Genomic DNA, 17,549 nt, shown 5'->3' with positions numbered 1-17,549 from the left:
GCCAGAACATTCGGTCAGGCTCCAGTCAGCATAGAGCCCAATGGATGTAGGCCGCTCTCCACGCCTCCAGCGTGTCCTCTGGCGTCATGGCGGGCAGGGCAACTTCGAATTTACCGGACATCTTCACGCTCCACTCCCCGTACCGGCGTGTTCATTGACAGGTGGGTGCGGGTGGGTCTGCACACGGTTACGGCCGCCTTCCTTGGCCTCGTACAGCGCGGCGTCTGCCCGCTGCACCACGTCTGGCAGTCCGTCGCTGGTGGCCGCTCCGATCGAGACGGTCACACTTCTGCCCTGGAGTGCCTGGACCGGGTAGGACTCGACGGCCTGCCGGATCCGCTCTGCCACCTGCGTCAGGAAGGCCGGGTCGACGCGCCGCAGGATCACCGCGAACTCCTCACCGCCGTAGCGGTAGGCCGTGTCACGGGCGCGCAGTTGCGCTTCGAGGCAACGGGACACTTCTCTGAGGACGGCGTCGCCGGCCGCGTGGCCGTGCTGGTCGTTCACGCGTTTGAAGTGGTCGATGTCGATCAGCAGCAGGGCGTCCTGAGTGCCCAGTCTCGCCAGGTCAGCGTCCAGCCGCCGGCGGTTGGGAAGCGCCGTCAGGGCGTCCAGTTCGGCCTGACGGGTCAGGCGTTGCAGCGTCCCCAGCGCCTGGAAGCGCCCGACCAGGATGGACGTGCAGATCAGCAGACCTGCCGTGTTGAACACGATCAGAGGCGTGGCCGACTGCGTGAACAGTGCGGCGCCGTCCGGCAGCAGGAGGAGCGGCAGGGGGTAGGGAAGCACCATGACGGGAGCCCAGCGCAGCTGGGTGCTGACCAGTCCCTGCAGGGTCACGCCGAGGCGCCGGGCGAGGGCCGCCATCAGCAGGACGCTCAGAAGGGCCAGCACGGCGGGTTCCACGCCTGCCCCGCCGTGCCAGGCGCGGATCAGCAGGATGGGCACAGCCACCGCCAGTCCCATGCCCGGCCCGTACCGGACCGTCACCAGAATCACCGGGACGACCCGCAGGTCCAGCAGGACACCGGGGCTGATCTCGGCCGGAAAACTCATCAGGGCGGCGCCCATGGCCGTGAAGGCCAGCAGGCGGGTGTATGGCAGGCGGCTGCCGCCCGGCGGCCACTCGCGGTACGTGAGGCTGAGCGCGTACGTGAGCGCCACTAGGACGCAGGTGTTCAGGAACAACGCCCGGAACATCAGGCTCTCCCCAGAGAGTCCGCGTACGGCGCCGGCCGCCCGAGCAGATATCCCTGCCCCCGGCGGACCCCCAGTTCCCGCAGGAGGGTCAGGGTATCCAAGTTCTCGATCCCTTCGGCCACGACCGGGAACCCGAGCTGGGTGGCAAGGACGACGACCTGCGCCAGCACCGACCTCGCCCCCTGTTCCGTCAGGGCCTCGGTCAGGAACGTCCGGTCGAGTTTGATCACGTCGACCGGCAGGCGTGACAGCAGCGACAGGCTGGAGTATCCGGCGCCGAAATCGTCCAGCGCGATCTGAATCCCGGCTTCCCGCAGGGCGTTCAGGTGGGCGGTGGCGAGGTCCAGGTCTCCCAGCACGGCGCTTTCCGTGACTTCCAGCACGAGTTGCGTGGCTGGAAGTCCGAGCTGTGACAGTGCTTGAAGCGTGTCCTGCGCGAACGACGGGCTGAGCAGTTGCAGCGGACTGACATTCACGTTGACTTTCATGGTGGAGCGGCCGGACCTGAGCAGGTCCGACGCGGCCTGACGCAGGACCCACTGACCGACGGCGTAGATGTGACCGCCGCGCTCGGCCAGCGGGATGAACTCGGCCGGTGAGATGAACCCGAGATCCGGGTGTGTCCAGCGCAGCAGCGCCTCGAACGAGACGGGCACCTGTCCGTTCAGGTCCATGATCGGCTGGTAGTGCAGGGTGAACGTCTCGTCCGTGAAGGTCCGCAGGCTGTCCTGAAGGGTGCGGGCGCGTTCCAGGCGCTGCCGGGTCTGGCGGGTGTACGTCCGGGTCGGCTCTCCGAAATCGTGGCTTTCCTGCAGGGCGAGTTCCGCGCATTCGAGCAGAGCGTCAGCGGACTGCAGCTCTTCACTGTCGACCAGTCCCACGTGCACCCGCAGCTGCACCTCGCCCGTGTTCACCGGGTAGGGGGCCGAGAGGGCCTGAACGGCCGGCAGGAGTGTCTCGAGTGGTTGCCCGCACAGCAGCGCGAACGTGTCGGACCGGAGCCGGGCGCAGAAGGCGGAGGGGGCGTGCTCGCGTAGACGCGCGGCGAACTCCAGCAGGAGCCGGTCGGTCCGGACCGCGCCGTACAGCCCGCTGAGGCTCTCGAGGCTGCCGACCTGGATCACGGCGGCGGCGCGGAGTGACTGGGGCATGGAACGGCGAATCAGGCCCTCTCGGTTGAGCAGACCGGTCAGGCCGTCACGCTGGTGCATGATCTGGATCTCGTTGTACTGCCGGCGGTACTGATCGGTCAGGTCATTGATGGTCACGCCCAGGCGGCCCAGCTCGTCGTCGCCGCGAACGGTCAGGCGGTGCCGGCTGTCCCGCTGCATCCGCCGGACGTCCCGGTCGTACTCTTCCACGACCTGTAGAACCTGCCGGCGGATGAACGTCACGCCCAGCAATAGGGTCAGGAGGGTGCTCAGGGCCGTGATCAGGGCAATCTGGAGGATGGCGGCGCGGCCGGCCTCGAGAATGAAACGGGTCTGCGTCAGCCGCAACGTGGCGGACGGTGTGCCGTCGGGAGCCGTGACGGGCAGCGTGAGCCGGTCTGATAGGGGCTCCGGCGGCGTGGTGTCGGCGCCCGGTCCCGCGAGGCTCAACCGGCTGTCCTGTCCCAGGGGAACAATGTCGGCGATGACGCCGGGAGTCAGTTCGCGGGCCAGCAGGAACCGGCCGGCCAGGCCTGTGCCGTCGTCCTGCGTGATGGGCTGTGAGGCAGCGAGGTAGTAGCGGCCGCCGACGGCCACAATCCCGGACGCCGTCCGGGCGGAGTCCTGTGGCATCCGCCGGAGCAGTGCCCGGACGGTCGCGCTGGCCGCCCCGCCGGTCTGGATCGCCTGTGGGGTGTAGGTGGCGGCCGAGAGGATCTGGCCGCTCCGGTCGACGACGCCCCAGATGCTGACGTTCCCTCCTTCGAAGGTACTCGGAACGAGGTTCGAGTTCAGGAATCCCGGGTTGCGCCCCTGCGCGTACCGGTAGGTCTCGTTCCAGGTGGCGAAATTCTTCGTGAAGGCGCGCAGCCGGGCGTCCTCACGGGCGTACGCCTTGGTGAGGGTCTCCCCGTTACCCGCAAGCTGCCGCTTTTCCAGGGAGCGGAAGCGTTGCAGCAGCAGCGTCGGGACGGCGACAGCCTGCAGGACCACGGTGGGCACGAGCACCGCGATGACCAGCAGGTTTGCCTGGCGGCGCAGAGGTTGCGCGCGGAACGAGTGAATCCAGGGGCGACGGGGGCTCGGCATACGACTCCTCCGGAAACGGTGGGAATGATGGGCGTCCTGAGTTGACCGGAAGGTCGCCGGCGCGCCCGCCGTCTGCTGACGGTCGGAGAGCGGCCTGGGGCTGCGGACGAACCCGACAGGTGAAGAGGTGTTCGGGCGACCTGCCCGCGTGCGTCACTGCCCAGCGCAGCCGTCTGTGCGGGTGGGGTCGTCGTACGGTGATCCTGTCGGGGCCTTCTGAAGCGGGTGCGCCCGACTGTTCTGGACAGTCACGGACCTGCCTTTTACATTCATGCCATGATAAAGTGTGAAGGTTTCGCCAGACGCCGCTGAGGTGATTCTCCAGGAGGGACGCCAGCGGGCACTCGCACAACTCGAAGCCCGGTATGCGTTCCGGATTCTGCGCTACCTGTGTCAGGAACCCAGATCCTATGGCGAGATTCGTGACCTGACTGGTGTCGCCAGCACCTCGACCCTGTCGACACGACTGGGAGAACTGCAGGCGATCGGCTGGATAGAGCGCCGGCACCGCCGTTACGCACTGACGGCGCAGGGCGCGCGCCTGTGCCCGGCCGTCCGGCGGGTACTGTCCTGGTACGCGCAGCTCGATCACCGAGCTCCCCTGCTCGGGGATACCCTCCAGCGCAGCGGGAGCCTCGGGATCATCCTGGCCCTGCATGGCGGTCCGAAGAGGGCCAGGGACCTGACCTTCCCGGCCGTGAGCCGCCGGAGCGTCATGGCCCGCCTGCGCGAATTGACGGACCTGGGTTTCCTGACCCGCAGCTCTTCGTCCGTGACCGCGCCGTACGAACTGACAGAGGATGGGCGGGCGTTCGATCCGGCGGCCAGCGCCCTGCTCGTCTGGATCAACGAACAGGACGCGCGCCTGCACCCGCCTGCCGGGCCGGTCGTCACCGGACCACCACCTGAAAGCACACCTGCTGCGTCACGCCGGCCGCGAGGGTCCCGATCCGGTAGGTGAGAAGACCGGCGCCTGCCGGGCCGCCTGCCGAAGTCAGTTCACCCTGGTCACCGTCCGCGCCGCTGGTGAGGACGCCGGTCTCGGCGCCGCCCAGCCGTAATCCGCGGTCCGGTCCGTACGCGGAGGTCCGCGCGGCCGTGTTGCCCGGCACGGCATCCTGGACGGCGAAGTTGTTCACGCTGACCCCCCGGTTCAGGGCCGTGATGCAATATTCGAGTGTCTCCCCGGGCAGTCCGCCGCCCGCTGTGCTGGCCGCCGTGTCACGGGTCACGTTCCGGACGGTTTTCGTCAGTTGCACGAGCACCAGCTGGCTGCTGGCCGCACCCGCGTTGTTGCTGGCCTCACGGTCCGGCTGGTCCGCGCTGACGGTCGCCGTGTTCGTCAGGGTGGCCGGTAACTCGCCGGCCCGGGCGCCCGGCAGGGTCCTGAGAACCAGCGTCAGCGTGCGTGTTCCTGCGGGCACGTCCCCCAGTGTCCACACCACGTCCTGTCCGCTGAGCACGCCGCCGTCGCTGGCGGACACGAACGTCGTGCCGACCGGCAGCGCGTCACGGACCACCACGCCCGACGCGGCCCGGTCACTGGTGGCGGCCAGTGTGTACGTCAGTGCCTGATCGGCGCGGTAGAAGGCCGGACCACTTTTCTGAAGGCGCAGGTCCGGCAGTCTCGGCGTCGGAACGCAATCAAACGCCCTGGTCTGCATGGCTCCGACGGTCAGAAACGCCGTGTTGAACAGGCCGTTCCCCGCCTGACCGGTGCAGACGTCGTTGTCGGTTGCGCCCTGGACGACCGCCAGCGTGACCGTCAGCGTGAACGTGTCGGCGGCGCCGGCCCCCAGCACACGCCCCTGGGCCAGCGTGTACGGTGCCGGTCCGGGCAACGGCACCGGGGCCGCGCCGTTCTCGCTGACGGTCACAGTGCCCACGGTCACGTCCGGATCCAGGGCCGGCGTGTCCTGCAGGGAGTACGTGACCGGGACGCTGCCGGTGTTGCGGACGGTCACCACGTACGTCTGCGCGTAGGGGAACGGGCCGGCACGCAGGGTGGTCGCGCCCGCCACCTTGCTCACGACGGCCACAGGCGTGATCGGTGCGGGCGTCACGCTCGCCTGATCATCCTCTGTGGTCACGCCGTTCCCCGGCGTGGAATCCGGGTCCGGTTGGTCGCTGCTCAGCAGTTGCGCCGTATTGGTGTACGGTCCCGCCGGGTTCACGGTGGCCGTGATGGTCAGGGTCGCCTGGTCGCCGCTGGCCAGCGGCGCGGAGGGCGTGACCGTCCACGCGCCCGTCGTGGGTGCGTACGTTCCCTGTGACGGCGCAGCGCTGATCAGTGTGTATCCGGCCGGGAGTGCGTCGCTGACGGTCACGTTGGTCGTCGCGTCCGGCCCGGCGTTCCTGACGGTCACCGTGAAGGTCACCGTGCTCCCCACGACTGGCGTGGGGTTATCCACGGTCTTCTGCACGCTGAGGTCCGCCGCTTCGGCCACGTCCAGCGTGCTGACCGTGTTGCCGCGCACGAAGGTCCACAGGTCCAGGGCCTTGCCGTCGCCCCAGCCGGCCGTCGCCGCGCAGTCCGTGTTCGAGTTCCCGCCGGAACCCCAGTTGCGGTACGGCACCGCCGAGGAGTCCACGCCGAGCAGGTTCGCCGGGTCGGTCGGCGCCGCGGGAACGGGACCAGGGCAGAGGGTGCCGTTCAGGGTTCCGACGGCTGTTCCGCCCTTCGTGACGTAGCCGCGGTCGTCGTAGAAGACGGTGTTGGGATTGGCGACGCCGGGGGGCGGATTCAGCAGCGTCACGATCGGCCCGGCCCCCGGGTTGTTCTCGGCGTCCACCAGGGGAAAGTGCACCTCGCCGGCATTGAGGACCACCTGATACCGGACGGAACCGGACGCAAACAGTTGCAGGTTGTTGTTCCGGCCGTCCCAGCCGACCGCGTTGCGCCCGATCACGGCGTTGCCGCGCAGCACACGGTTGCGTGTGTTCTCGGGATCGAAGTCGGTGCCGTCGGCGCTCACGACGATCTGGTACGTTCCGGTCTTGTTGCTCGTGAACGAGAAGGTGCCGCTGCCGCCACGCACCAGCCGCGGACCGCCCTGGGCGTTCACGAACGCGGGATCGGTAACGGTCGGCGTGTCCGGCGTGACCGGAATCCCCAGGGTCGTCAGCACCCGGTTGACCTCCCCGGCGTACTGCACCGGATCGACGAAGAACAATGGGAATTCGGCCGCCTGCGCACTGACGGCCGGGGCTCCGAGCGGCGGATCCACCTGGGCGTTGGAGCCGCGCAGGTTCCGGTACAGCGGCGAGTTGTCGAACGTATCGACGAATCCCCTGGAGTTGGCGTACACGGCGTAGCCGTTCGGGTCGACGCCCAGCCCGGTCGGGCCCGCGAAGTTCTCGCGGTAGCGGAAGCCGTCGCGGGTGACTACGTAGTAGTTGCTGGTCACGGGCCGGTTGTTGCCTCCCGTGAAACCGTTGAAGGCGTACGTGAACACCCGGCCGAGCAGGTCGGCGGTGCTCGCCGCGTCGGACCGGACGGTCACCTCCCAGGCGGCGACCGCCTGTCCGGCCCGGTCGAGCGTGGCAACGCTGCCCGTCGGCGATCCGGCGCCCCTGGGCTGAACCGTCACGGCGTACACTCCGGTGCTCGGCGCGGTGTAGACACAGGGCGTCCAGGTATCCGCGCCGCCGTTCCCGCTGGCGCTTTTCGGGCCGGCCAGTTCTGCGGCGCGGCTCGGGATGTAGCCGGGCGTTCCGGCGACCGTGCTGGCGACGGTGCAGGTGTTGACAGGGGTACCGAGCACCTCGTTGCCCGGAGTTCCAAAGTTGCCCGGGGCATAGATGCTGATCAGGGTGCTGACAGTCGTTCCGCTGACACTGCTCGAACCGGTCAGGATCTGCTCTCCGGCCTGCGCGTACGTGTACAGGACGTTCTTGCGGCTGATCCGGCCGACGTAGAGGCCACTGGCGGGCTGCCAGTCGAGGCTGGCACGGGACGCGGTGGCCGGGTAACTGGCCGGGTACAGGTGGCGGCTGCCCTCGGCGAGCGCACCTCCGCCCAGCAGACAGAGCAGACCCAGCAGACTGGAACGGAATCGGAAGAGTGAGCGCAACTGGACCTCTGAGGGTGAACCGGCGATGTGACGGAAGGATGGAAGCGGCCAGGGAGATGAGGGGCGATCCGTCTACCGCAGTGGTGCGGAACAGCATCCCCTCTCACCGTTAAACAGCTCATTGCGTCGGGATAGGAGACAGCCTAGTGCAAAAATTGCACAGTATTATCACCGGTTTTTTCACCTTATTTTCATAAGGTCCCTGTGTCCCACCCGACGTGTCGCGGCCGGCGGGACAGGCCATACGGACGCACGGACCTCCCTGCACCTGAACGGGCCTGAGCGTCGCCATCCAGGTTGATCATCCACCGGCTGACTGGCAGCGTCCGTACCTGAACGCCCGACGGGACACCGGCTCCCGGCGCCGGAACCGGAGAGCGTGGTCATGACGCTGCCCGTCCACAGGCAACGGCGCGCGGCCCTGAACCGGGTGTGGACCCCCACGCCGGTTCCGGCCGGACTGGCGCGGGAACTCGACCGTCTTCCGCATGAGCGGGGTGCAGAGGGGCCGCCAGTGACTCTATGCTCGGGCGGATGGAATCCCTGATCTGCCGGGTCACGCTGCGGGACCGTCCCCGTGTGTCTGGGGGGGCGGCGTGACCCCCCTGCCGCCGCCGCTGGGCGGCTGGGCGGTGGGGACGCCGCTGGAGCCGGCCGGGCGGTGGTCATGGCGTCGGCCGCCGGGCGCGTGGTTGACCCTGCTCGCGGACGGTGGGCGGGGCGTGCCGCAGCGTGCGGCGATTCTGCATGACCTCGGGTGGGCGGCGTTGCTGGCGGGTGAGGTCGCGGCGGCGGCCGGGCAGTTCGAGGAGGGCATGGGGCTGGTGCGGGCGCAGCGTGCGGCGCGGCCGTGGCGGGGGGCGCTGCTGGTGGGACTGGCGACGGTGGACCGGGTGCAGGGCGCGTTCGAGGCGTCCCTGAGCCGCGCGCGTGAGGCGCTGGGCGGGCAGGTGGAGGCGGGCGTGGCGTTCGGGGCGCACCTGACGCTGGCGACCACGACGCGCGTGATGGGCGATCCGCTGGTGTCGGTGCGGCATCATTACGCGGCGCTGCGGTACGCGCCGTCACCGGAGGCGGCGGCGGACGTGCAGGCGCTGCTGGATCTGGTGCATCCGGGGTCGGGACGGCCGGACGAGGCGCGGCTGTCGCCGGGCGTGCAGCTCAGGCTGGCGTTGCAGGACGCCGAGTCGGTGTTGCGTTCGGGCCTGCCGGTGGGGCTGCTGCCGGACGTGTCGGGGTTCAGGTTCGAGGTGCTGGACGAGGCCCGCAGCGTGCCGCATGTGCGCGCGGCGCTGGGCTGGCCGGAACCGCCGGCCGCGCCGGACCGGGCGCGACTGGTGACGCGCGGGCGGCTGGGCGTGCAGCGCGGCCTGACGTTCGTGCCGATGCGCGGCGAGGGCCGCAGCCTGACGCTGCTGGCGTACCTGATCGAGCGGGGCGGCGCGCCGTGGCCGCTGGTGGCGGACGCGGTGCTGGGCGAGGGGACCGAGAAGGCGCTGTACGGGCAGGTGCGGTATCACGTGTCGCGCCTGCGGAGCCTGCTGGGGGATTCGGGCGCGGTGCGCCTGCGGGGCGGGCGGCTGTCGCTGGGGCCGCAGTGGGCGTGGTCGACGGACCTGCGGGACGGTCAGGGGCCGTGCCTGCTGGACGACCCGCTGGACTGGCTCGGGAATGGTGGGCCGCTCAGCGGGCCAGTCGCGTGATCCACTCGCCGTAGAGTTCCGTGAACGGGTCGGGGCCGGGGCGGTCCAGGTCGGTGCTCACCGTCCAGTCGGGTCCCAGCGTGACCGCGCGCCGCCGGGTGACGGTCAGGGTGTCGGTGCCGGTCAGGTCGGTCAGGTCGGTCAGGGCGGCGCGGATGCGGGCCGGGCCGCGCGCGTCCCCGGCGGGCAGGTCCAGCAGCGCCCCGGCCAGCGTGTCGAGCGTGGCGGGGCCCTCGTGGTGCAGGTACGCGACGGCCGCGAGGGCCAGGGGCCGCGCGCCAGGAAAGGGCCGGCCGCACAGGACCGCTGCCGGCGTGCCGCGCGCCGTGACGTGCAGGGTCACCGCCTGCCGCGCGGCGGGCGCCGGGAGGAGCAGTCCGGCGGCCCGGCCGGCGGCGTACAGGTCGGTCAGGGCGGGCGCCTCGTCGAGCAGGACGTAGGGTTCGTTCGCGTCGGTGGCCGCCTAGAGGGTCTGGAGGGCCGCGGCGGTCTGCCCGGCGCGCAGGTCCGCCTGGGCGAGGTGCAGCCGGGCGCGCCAGCCGTCGTACGGCGCGGCGCGCGGCGCGAGGCGGCGCAGGGTGTCGTGGGCCGCCCCGGCGTCCGGGCCGCCGACGTCGATCAGGGCGAGGTACAGGGCCTCGGTGTCGCGGGCGGCGCCGTCCCCGGCCAGCTCCAGGGCGCGCTGCTGGGCCTCGCGGGCGGCGGCGGTCTGCCCGTCGAGGCGCAGGGTGGTGGCCAGGACGTTCCAGGCGTACACGCCGGCGCGGTCGTCCCCGGCGAGGCGGGTGGCGTGCCGGGCGCGTCCGAGTGCGAGGTCGAACTGCCCGCACGCGCGGGCGTGCAGGGCCAGGGCGCAGCAGAACAGGTGGCCGCGCCAGCGCAGGCCGTCCCGGCGGGCGCCGCGCGTCAGGGCGTGGCCTTCTTGCAGCGCGTCGAGGGCGTGGCCGAGGTGCCCGCGGCGCAGGTACGTCCAGCCGAGGTTGTAGAGGGTCGTGGCGCGTTCCTCGGGGTCGGCGGCGTGGGCGAGCGCCTGGTGGTAGAGGCGGAAGCCTTCCTCGAAGCGCTGGTCGCGCATCAGCATGACGGCCCAGTCGATGTACACGGCGCTGCGGTGGCGCAGCCATTCCGTCTCGGCGATCTGCGCGGCCCGTTCGATGTCCGCGTACGCCTCGGCCGCGCGGCCCAGGGGATGCAGGGCGTAGGCCCGCTGCCAGGCGTGATGCAGCGCGTTCACGGTCGGCCGGGAATCCAGGAGGTCCAGGGCGCACCTGTCCGGACGCCCCCGGACGGGCAGGTGGCGTGGAGGGGCGGGGTCAGGCGGGGGACGGGTGGTGAGGCGCCGTGTCGGGCCGGGGGGTCACGGCGCCGTCGTCGCGGGCGTGGGCCTGGGCAGTCAGGGTGAGCAGGGTCAGGATGATGCGCAGGGTGTTCATGCAGTCCTCCGGGCGGCCCGGCCGGGTGAATGGACCGGTGGGCCGTACCTGCATGCGCGGCGCGTGGAGAAACCCGCCCGGAGGGACCGCTGATCGGGAGGCGGTCAGGGAGCAGGCTTGTTATCCGACCGCTGTCAGCGGCCAGTGAGCGCTATGTGGACTTGTATTCGTTCCTGAATATCGGAGGCAGCGGCCTACCGTCAGGGGGTGACGCCCGCATGATCTACGCCAGTTCTCCCCCACCCAACACCGCCGAGGTGACCCTCACAGCGCCCGACCGGGCCGCCGCACTCGAATCACTCCTGAAGACCGGCCTGCACACCCTCGCGCAGAGAACCGCGCCCGGCGACCCCACCCTGAGCGCCCGCATCCCCGCCCACCTGCTGCAGGTCACCCGCGTCCTGCACGACCAACCCGGACCGGACGGCCACACCGTCCGCGCCCAGGTGGCGCTCCCGTACGGCCTGCTCGAACGGGCCGCGCTGCACGCCCGGCCGGACCTCACACTCAGGCCGCTGCACGTCCGCTGCACCGACCACACCCCCGGCGCCGCCCGGCAGGCCCTCGAGCGCGCCCTGACCGACGTCGGCTTCACAGTCACGCCCTCACCGCACCCCGCCGCGCTCACCCTTCACGGCGAGGCGTGGGTGCAGCCCCACGGAACGCTGCACGTCACCTGCGTCGCCGCCGCGCAGGTTCAGTTCGGTTGCCCGGACAGCCCACCGTGAGCCGCGACGCCACCGGCAGCGGCCCCACCCCGCCCCTGGCCGCCGACGCCGCCCTGACGCACGCCGCGAACCTCTGCGCGCACCCCATCGTCCTCACCCTGCTGGAGACCCCATGACCTACCGCACCCTGACCATCGCGGACCTGGCGGCCACCCCGGACGGCACCCTCGTCCTCGTGACCGGCACCTACGCCCGCAGCGTCACCGGCGCCACCCTGAGCGACGCCGACGCCACCATCGAACTGTCCGGCGAACCCTTCGACTGGAGCCCCCGGCACGACACCCGCCTGGACGTCTGGGGGCAGCTCCGGAACGGCCCCGCACCGCGACTGATCGTCCACAACGCCCGCCTGCCCGGCGACGTCCGGCGCCACCCCCGCAGCTCCCCCACCGCGCCCGCCGGCACCACCCTGACCGTCACCGCCCGCGTCCAGCGGGTCGGCGCGGACCTGCTGGCCGTCACCCCCGACCGGCACACCTACCTGCTGCGCGGCCGCGACCTGCCCGACGGCTACCACCACCTGACCGGCACCCTGATCCGCGAATCACCGCCCCTGCTCGACCTCACCAGCCACCACGACCTGAGCCGCGCCATGCTCCCCCCCACCGAGGTGCCGCAGGAGTGACCAGCATCGCCGGGGTGGGGCGCGCCAGCCGGTTCAGCGGGGCGCCGTGAGTCCGGCGAATGTCTGCTCGAAGGCGTGGAGGTTGGTTTCTTCCCAGGGCATGGCGAAAACGGCGAAGACCACTTCCTCGAACGCTCCGCGGTGCCGGCCTGTGGTCAGGAGGGCGTGGAAGGTCCGGGCGACGTGGTGGGGGTCGTTCCGGAACGCTCCGCAGCCCCAGGCGCCCAGGACGAGGCGGGTGCAGCGGGCGTGCCGGAAGGCCGTGAGGACGAGGGAGGCGCGCCGTTCGATGGCCTGCTGCGCCTGGGGGCGCAGGGCGTCGAGTTCTGCGCCGTCCAGACCTCTGAGATTCGGGGCGGCGGCGGTCAGGACGTCGGTGTGGTAGGGCCGGTCCAGCCACGCGCCGTCGTCGTCGCGGAAGACCGGGACGTCCTGCGCGAACATCAGCTGGTCGGTGTACAGGCGGTCGCGCCGGGCGCGGTGGCCCTCGTAATATTCGGGGGCGCGGCTCAGGGCGGCGTACAGGCCGCTGGCGCGGCACAGGCTCTCTTCCTGCGCGGCCGAGCCGGTCAGGAAGCCGCCGCCGGTGGACGTGGCGGACGCGAAGTTCAGCGCAGAGACCGGGCCGGGGCGTTCGCCAAGCAGGCGGCGCGTGGCGGCGAGGGTCGTTTCGCGCGTGACGGCGAAGCGGGTGTCGTGCGGGCCGGGTTCCAGCAGCTGTTCGGCGGCGCGCAGGTGTTCCGGGGTGTACAGCCGCGTGCCGGCGTCCTGGCGGGCGAGGTGCAGGGTCAGATCCACGTGGCCGCGCGGGCCGTCGTACCCGCGTGCGCTCAGCGCGGCCAGGGTGCTGTGGGCGTCCTGAATCAGCTTCGTGCGGTCGAGGGGCGGCATCGGAACCTCCGGGGCGGGTCGGCGGGGGGGTGCGGGGGTCGGGTGCGGTCGGCCGGTCCTGGCGCCGCAGGATACAGCGGGTTCAGGTCGGAGGCCGGGGGGGCGCGCCGTTCCTATACTGCGGGCGATGGCGTCCACTGTTCCGTCCCGACCGGGCATCGTGTCCGTTCACGCGACGGGGGACGGGACGGTGCACGTCTGGCGGCGCGACCCCCACAGCGGCGCGTCGCTGCGGGAGACTACGCGGCAGCGCGGCTGGCTGTACGCGCGGACGCCGGACGACCTGACGCACCTGGGGGACGCCCTGACGGTATCGGCCGGTGAGGCCCCGACGGGGTCCCTGTACCACGCGCGGGACCTCGCGCCGGACCGCCCGGTGGACGCGCGGGCGTACCGGTACCTGCTGAGCGGCCCGTCGCCCCGGCAGCTGGAGGCCGCCGTCCGGCGCGGCGTGGGCCTGAACCGCGGCCTGGACGTTCCGCCGCCGCTGGGGGAACTGAGCGGCTACCTGCGCCTCGGGTACGCCGAGCAGTACCTGATCACCTCCCGGCAGACGTACCATCAGGGCCTGACCTTCGATCAGCCGGTGCGGTTGCAGTTCGACCTGGAGACCACCGCGCTCAGCCCGGACGAGGGCCGCATCTTCCTGATCGCCGTGCGGGACAACCGGGGCCTGGAGACGCTGCTGGAGGCGAGGCGAGCGGCGCAGGAAGGCGAGCTGATCGAGGCGTTCCTGGAACTGGTCCGGGAACGCGACCCGGACGTGATCGAGAATCACTTCATTCACGGCTTCGACCTGCCGTTCCTGGCCGCCCGGGCCCGCCGCTGCGGGATTGCGCTGCGGCTGGGCCGGGCGGGGGACGGCGTGCCCTGGACGGTGGACGACGGGAGCCGCACGCCGCTGTGGGTCTGTCCGGGCCGGGAGGTGCTGGACACGCTCGACGCCGTGCGTCGCCTGAACCTCCCGTCGGGGGGCCTGAAGGCCGCCGCGCGGCACTTCGGGGTCGCGCCGGAGGGCCGGGTGTACCTGGAGGGCGACCAGATCGTGACCACCTACCGGGACCACCCGAAGCTCGTGCGGGCGTACGCGCGGCAGGACGTGCAGGAGGTGGACGCCCTGGCACGGATCATGCTCGCCCCGGCGTTCGCGCTGGCCCGCCTGACGCCCCGCCCGTACCACCGCCTGACGCGGGCCGGGCCGGCCAAGGGCGTGCTGGAACCCATGCTGGTCCGCACGTACGTCGAGGCGGGTCGGCCCTTCCCGGCGTCCGAGCGGGGTCACGCCGGACCGCACCGGGGCGGTCACGTGCAACTGCACGCCGAGGGCGTGCTGCGGCACGTCGTCAAGGCGGACGTGGCCAGCATGTACCCCAGCATCATCCGCGCCGAGGGGATCGGCCCGCGCCAGGACGAACTGGGCGCCTTCCACCGGATCGTGAGTGACCTGACCGCCCGGCGCCTGACGCACAAGCGCGAGGCGCGCAATGCGCTGCTCGGCGAGGCCCAGCGGCGGGAACACCACGCCATGCAGGACGCCATGAAACTGGTCGTGAACGCCGCGTACGGGTACCTGGGCGCCGGGCGGCTGGCACGGCTGGGGGACCGGGAGGCGGCCGACCGGGTCACGGCGCGCGGGCGGGCCATCCTGCAGCAGGTCACGTCGGCGCTGCAGGCGCGCGGCGTGCAGCTGATCGAATCCGACACGGACGGCGTGTACTTCAGCACCGGGCAGGACCTCGGGGAGGCGGCCGAGCGGACGCTGATCGCGCAGGTCGCCGCCGGCCTGCCGAACGGGATCACGCTGGAGTTCGACGGGCGCGCGCGGGCGATGCTGAGCCATCAGGTGAAGAACTACGCCCTGCTGCGGTACGACGGCACGCTCGACCAGAGCGGCGCGTCGTTCGGGTCCAGCCGCTCCGGGCGGTACGGCGCGGCGTTCCTGCGCGCGGCGCTGCAAGCCCTGTTGCAGGGGGACGTGCCGGGCGTGCAGGCGGCGTTCGAGGACACCGTCAGGCGCCTGACGGAGCGGGATTTCACGAACGCGGACGTCAGTACCCGCCTGCGGATCGGGAAGACCCGCGCCGACTACGCCCAGACGCGCGCCCAGCGTCGGGAAACGCACCTGGAAGCGGCGTGGCGGGCCGGACTGGACTTCCGGGTGGGCGACCGCATCGACCTGTACGTCCGCGCCGGGCAGGGACTCACCGCCCTGAGCGACCCGGACGGCCGCGACTACGACGCGGCGCACTACCGGGCGGCCCTCGTGCAGAACTACGCGACGCGGCTGCGAAAGGCGCTGGACGCCGCCGACTGGGAACAGCTGTTCGGCGGGCGGGGAGCCGGACTGTTCGACCGCGACCTGCGGGACATGCCGGTCAGGTGGCGGGCCCTCCAGAGCAACGAACCCGGATGACCGCCGCGCCGCCCCGGAACGGTGTGGCCCGCCAGGGACGCTGCGCCCCCCTCGCCCTCCCCGGCTGGAACGGGCCTTGCAGCCCATTCACTCGGAGTCCGTTTCAGTCGGTCCAGCACCAGCGGTTCCATGGCCGCACGCCGGGCTGGTCGGAGCGCGTGAAGCTGAGCTTCAGGCCGCCCGGCACGGGCGTGGCGCGCAGGGTCAGCGGCCCGAAGGTCGCCTCGCGCCGCTCGTTGTCGGGCAGGCCCTCGCTCAGACCGGCAAGCCAGGACGCCACCGGCGTGCGCCGTTCCGGCAGCAGGTTGAAGCACTGGCTGGCGAGGTTCCACGCGACGTCCTGCACGGTCATCAGCGCCGGGGCGCGCAGCGGAGTCGGGACGCTCAGGTCCGTGGTATGGACGCGGCCCCCGCCGACGCTGCGGACGTCCAGCGTCAGGCGGAGCGCGGCGCTGCCCGAACGGTCACTGACGCGGTACGTGAACAGCCCTTCGAGCAGGTCCACGCGGCTGGTGTTCAGCAACCGCGGCACGTCGTACACGTACGCCATGCCGTTCAGGCTGTTCTGCGCGTGGGCGGCGCCCGGCAGCAGGGCCAGGGCCAGGATGTGGGGAGTCAGTCGGTGCATATTGGACCTCCTCTGGACCCGGGCGGAGGCGGGTGATGCGCCCCGCGCGCCCGGAGTCCGTGTCACAGGGAGAACAGGTAGGAGTTGCCGGTGGCGATCTCGATGCGGATCAGGCCCACGCCGTCGTGCGCGACGATCAGGTTGCCGTCGCGCGGGTCGAGGAACACCCCGCCGCGCAGCAGCGGCCCGACCTCGCCCGGCCCGCGCACGCACTGGTACGTGGCGTCGCTGGGGTTCAGGCAGTACAGGTTCCCGCCCAGGCGGGGTTCCTCGGCCTCGATGGTCACGGGCGCGATGCCGGAGTTGCTGCCGGTGCCGCTGGTCCACAGGACGCGCCGCCGCTCGTCCCAGACGCTGTTGGTGTCGCCGACCTCCTGCTGCACGACCAGTTCGCGGTTGCCGCTCTCCAGGTCGGTGCGCCAGTACGACGCGCCGCTGCTGGCGTACAGCCACGCGCGGCCCTCCTGCTCGCGGTAGTGGAGGTTCGTGGCGTTCAGGGTCATGCCGCTGAAGCCGCTGCCGCGCGGGCCGCTGCCGGTCGGCTGCCCGGAGTCCACCTCGGCGCGGGTCTGCGGCGTGTCCGCGTAGCGGTTGCTGCCCGCCGCTTTCAGGCGCGTCACCCACGAGCACTGTGCGCCGTCCGCGCTGATTTTCAGCAGGCCCTGGGGGCTGGCGTTGTTCGCCTGAATGGGCGCGAGGTAGAACTCGCCGGTGCGGGGGTTCATCTCGAACGGGGAGAAGGCCCCGTTGATCTGCATGGACCGGCGGCCGCCGGCGGCGACACCGTCCTTGCCGGGCGTCTGCCCGTTGTCGCACTGGTCGGCGGGGAACGGGCCGGGCTGGTTGTGCAGGATCGCCCGTTCCTGCCACACCACCCGGCGGTCCCCGCTCTGCGGGTCGATCCGGACGATCGTGGCCGGGTTGCCGGCGTCCATGGTGAAGGCGTACAGCGCGCCGTCCGGGCCGCGCCGGACCGTGCGGACCGTCGAGAGTTTCGGGCCGCTGCCGACGTCCAGGTCCCCCTGGCGGCTGAGGTGCTTGCCGCTGATCACGCGGCGGTTCCCGGCCGTGGGGCCGCTGAAGTCCACGTCCACTTCCAGCAGCAGTCCGAAGTTCTTCAGTTCCGGGTCGCCGTTGCGGTCGCGGTTGTCGCTCCAGGTGGCGCCGATGTACAGCTTGCGGGTGCGTTCGTCGAGGAACCCGCCCCAGTAGCGGACGCTGCCGGGTTTGGTGGGAAAGGCGCTGGCGAGTTGCGCGACGCTGGGGCCGGTGCCCAGGCGGGTGCCCTTGCTCCACTGGTCCGCGACGCGCTGACAGCGGGCGTTCCAGTCCCTGGCGGCCTCCGGGGCGCTGGGGCGGCGGTCCAGGGCGCGGCAGTCGATGGGGAAACTGGTGGGGAGGGTGCGGTTCTGCGCGAACTGCGCGGCGGCCACGCCGGCCAGCGTGACGGTCAGGGTGAGCAGGGCTCGGTTCATGGGTGCCTCCGGCGGGCCGCGCGCAGGGGGGGACGTACGGGGGGCCGCGCCGACAGCCTGCCGGAGCGCCGCAACAGAACCGCAACAGCCCCCCCCACCCGCTGCCCCGGAGTTAGCGGGCGGCCGGGCGCGGTACGATG

Annotated in this window: 13 protein-coding genes; 5 read left to right on the top strand and 8 right to left on the bottom strand. The window is 71.6% G+C overall.

Going from position 1 to position 17,549, the window contains the following annotated elements:
- Positions 1 to 123: 123 nt before the first annotated feature.
- A complete protein-coding gene (locus tag CBQ26_RS19670; protein WP_088250301.1) occupies positions 124 to 1,200 on the bottom strand; it encodes a diguanylate cyclase in 1,077 nt (358 codons plus the stop codon).
- Entirely contained in the window at positions 1,200 to 3,440 is a 2,241-nt protein-coding gene (locus CBQ26_RS19665) for a putative bifunctional diguanylate cyclase/phosphodiesterase (protein ID WP_088250300.1), read from the bottom strand. The genes CBQ26_RS19670 and CBQ26_RS19665 overlap by 1 nt, the downstream gene beginning before the upstream one ends.
- Positions 3,441 to 3,726: 286 nt before the next feature.
- On the opposite strand from CBQ26_RS19665, the gene CBQ26_RS19660 reads away from it, so the two are divergent.
- Positions 3,727 to 4,401, top strand: a complete 675-nt coding sequence (locus tag CBQ26_RS19660) for a winged helix-turn-helix transcriptional regulator (protein ID WP_088250299.1) — start codon at positions 3,727 to 3,729, stop codon at positions 4,399 to 4,401.
- Here the strand turns inward: CBQ26_RS19660 and CBQ26_RS19655 are convergent.
- Positions 4,331 to 7,513, bottom strand: a complete 3,183-nt coding sequence (locus CBQ26_RS19655; protein ID WP_088250298.1) for a DUF11 domain-containing protein — start codon at positions 7,511 to 7,513, stop codon at positions 4,331 to 4,333. The two genes, CBQ26_RS19660 and CBQ26_RS19655, sit on opposite strands and share 71 nt — an antisense overlap.
- A 596-nt stretch (positions 7,514 to 8,109) precedes the next feature.
- Here CBQ26_RS19655 and CBQ26_RS19650 point away from each other — a divergent pair.
- Positions 8,110 to 9,216 (top strand): hypothetical protein, encoded by a 1,107-nt coding sequence (locus CBQ26_RS19650; RefSeq protein ID WP_088250297.1) that lies wholly within the window; start codon positions 8,110 to 8,112, stop codon positions 9,214 to 9,216.
- Here the strand turns inward: CBQ26_RS19650 and CBQ26_RS19645 are convergent.
- Both CBQ26_RS19645 and CBQ26_RS19640 read right to left on the bottom strand, forming a co-directional pair.
- Entirely contained in the window at positions 9,197 to 9,559 is a 363-nt protein-coding gene (locus CBQ26_RS19645) for a hypothetical protein (RefSeq protein ID WP_088250296.1), read from the bottom strand. The two genes, CBQ26_RS19650 and CBQ26_RS19645, sit on opposite strands and share 20 nt — an antisense overlap.
- A 120-nt stretch (positions 9,560 to 9,679) precedes the next feature.
- A complete protein-coding gene (locus CBQ26_RS19640) occupies positions 9,680 to 10,450 on the bottom strand; it encodes a tetratricopeptide repeat protein (RefSeq protein WP_088250295.1) in 771 nt (256 codons plus the stop codon).
- A 417-nt stretch (positions 10,451 to 10,867) separates the two neighbouring features.
- Here CBQ26_RS19640 and CBQ26_RS19635 point away from each other — a divergent pair, with 417 nt between their 5' ends.
- On the top strand, positions 10,868 to 11,377 hold the full coding sequence (locus tag CBQ26_RS19635; RefSeq protein WP_088250294.1) for a hypothetical protein: 510 nt from the start codon (positions 10,868 to 10,870) through the stop codon (positions 11,375 to 11,377).
- Positions 11,378 to 11,489: 112 nt separating this feature from the next.
- Positions 11,490 to 12,002, top strand: a complete 513-nt coding sequence (locus CBQ26_RS19630; RefSeq protein ID WP_088250293.1) for a hypothetical protein — start codon at positions 11,490 to 11,492, stop codon at positions 12,000 to 12,002.
- Positions 12,003 to 12,035: 33 nt separating this feature from the next.
- Here CBQ26_RS19630 and CBQ26_RS19625 read toward each other — a convergent pair whose 3' ends face one another.
- Positions 12,036 to 12,893 carry a TIGR02452 family protein gene (locus CBQ26_RS19625; RefSeq protein ID WP_172418183.1) on the bottom strand — a complete coding sequence of 286 codons (858 nt, stop codon included), beginning with the start codon at positions 12,891 to 12,893 and terminating at the stop codon, positions 12,036 to 12,038.
- A 127-nt stretch (positions 12,894 to 13,020) separates the two neighbouring features.
- Here CBQ26_RS19625 and CBQ26_RS19620 point away from each other — a divergent pair, with 127 nt between their 5' ends.
- A complete protein-coding gene (locus CBQ26_RS19620) occupies positions 13,021 to 15,306 on the top strand; it encodes a DNA polymerase domain-containing protein (protein ID WP_088250291.1) in 2,286 nt (761 codons plus the stop codon).
- Between the two features lie 103 nt (positions 15,307 to 15,409).
- On the opposite strand, the gene CBQ26_RS19615 is transcribed toward CBQ26_RS19620, so the two are convergent.
- Both CBQ26_RS19615 and CBQ26_RS19610 read right to left on the bottom strand, forming a co-directional pair.
- On the bottom strand, positions 15,410 to 15,934 hold the full coding sequence (locus CBQ26_RS19615) for a hypothetical protein (RefSeq protein WP_088250290.1): 525 nt from the start codon (positions 15,932 to 15,934) through the stop codon (positions 15,410 to 15,412).
- Positions 15,935 to 15,996: 62 nt separating this feature from the next.
- Positions 15,997 to 17,409, bottom strand: a complete 1,413-nt coding sequence (locus CBQ26_RS19610; RefSeq protein WP_088250289.1) for an SMP-30/gluconolactonase/LRE family protein — start codon at positions 17,407 to 17,409, stop codon at positions 15,997 to 15,999.
- Positions 17,410 to 17,549: the final 140 nt, after the last annotated feature.

It is taken from the genome of Deinococcus indicus, from assembly GCF_002198095.1.
GTDB lineage: Bacteria > Deinococcota > Deinococci > Deinococcales > Deinococcaceae > Deinococcus > Deinococcus caeni.
Note: the sequence above shows the minus strand (reverse complement) of the source record. Positions and strands in the feature narration are given on the sequence as shown.

Coding starts and splice junctions, on each gene's coding strand:
- CBQ26_RS19670 (WP_088250301.1), bottom strand. CDS start 1,200: ATGTTCCGGGCGTTGTTCCTGAACACCTGCGTCCTAGTGGCGCTCACG.
- CBQ26_RS19665 (WP_088250300.1), bottom strand. CDS start 3,440: ATGCCGAGCCCCCGTCGCCCCTGGATTCACTCGTTCCGCGCGCAACCT.
- CBQ26_RS19635 (WP_088250294.1), top strand. CDS start 10,868: ATGATCTACGCCAGTTCTCCCCCACCCAACACCGCCGAGGTGACCCTC.
- CBQ26_RS19630 (WP_088250293.1), top strand. CDS start 11,490: ATGACCTACCGCACCCTGACCATCGCGGACCTGGCGGCCACCCCGGAC.
- CBQ26_RS19625 (WP_172418183.1), bottom strand. CDS start 12,893: ATGCCGCCCCTCGACCGCACGAAGCTGATTCAGGACGCCCACAGCACC.
- CBQ26_RS19620 (WP_088250291.1), top strand. CDS start 13,021: ATGGCGTCCACTGTTCCGTCCCGACCGGGCATCGTGTCCGTTCACGCG.
- CBQ26_RS19615 (WP_088250290.1), bottom strand. CDS start 15,934: ATGCACCGACTGACTCCCCACATCCTGGCCCTGGCCCTGCTGCCGGGC.
- CBQ26_RS19610 (WP_088250289.1), bottom strand. CDS start 17,409: ATGAACCGAGCCCTGCTCACCCTGACCGTCACGCTGGCCGGCGTGGCC.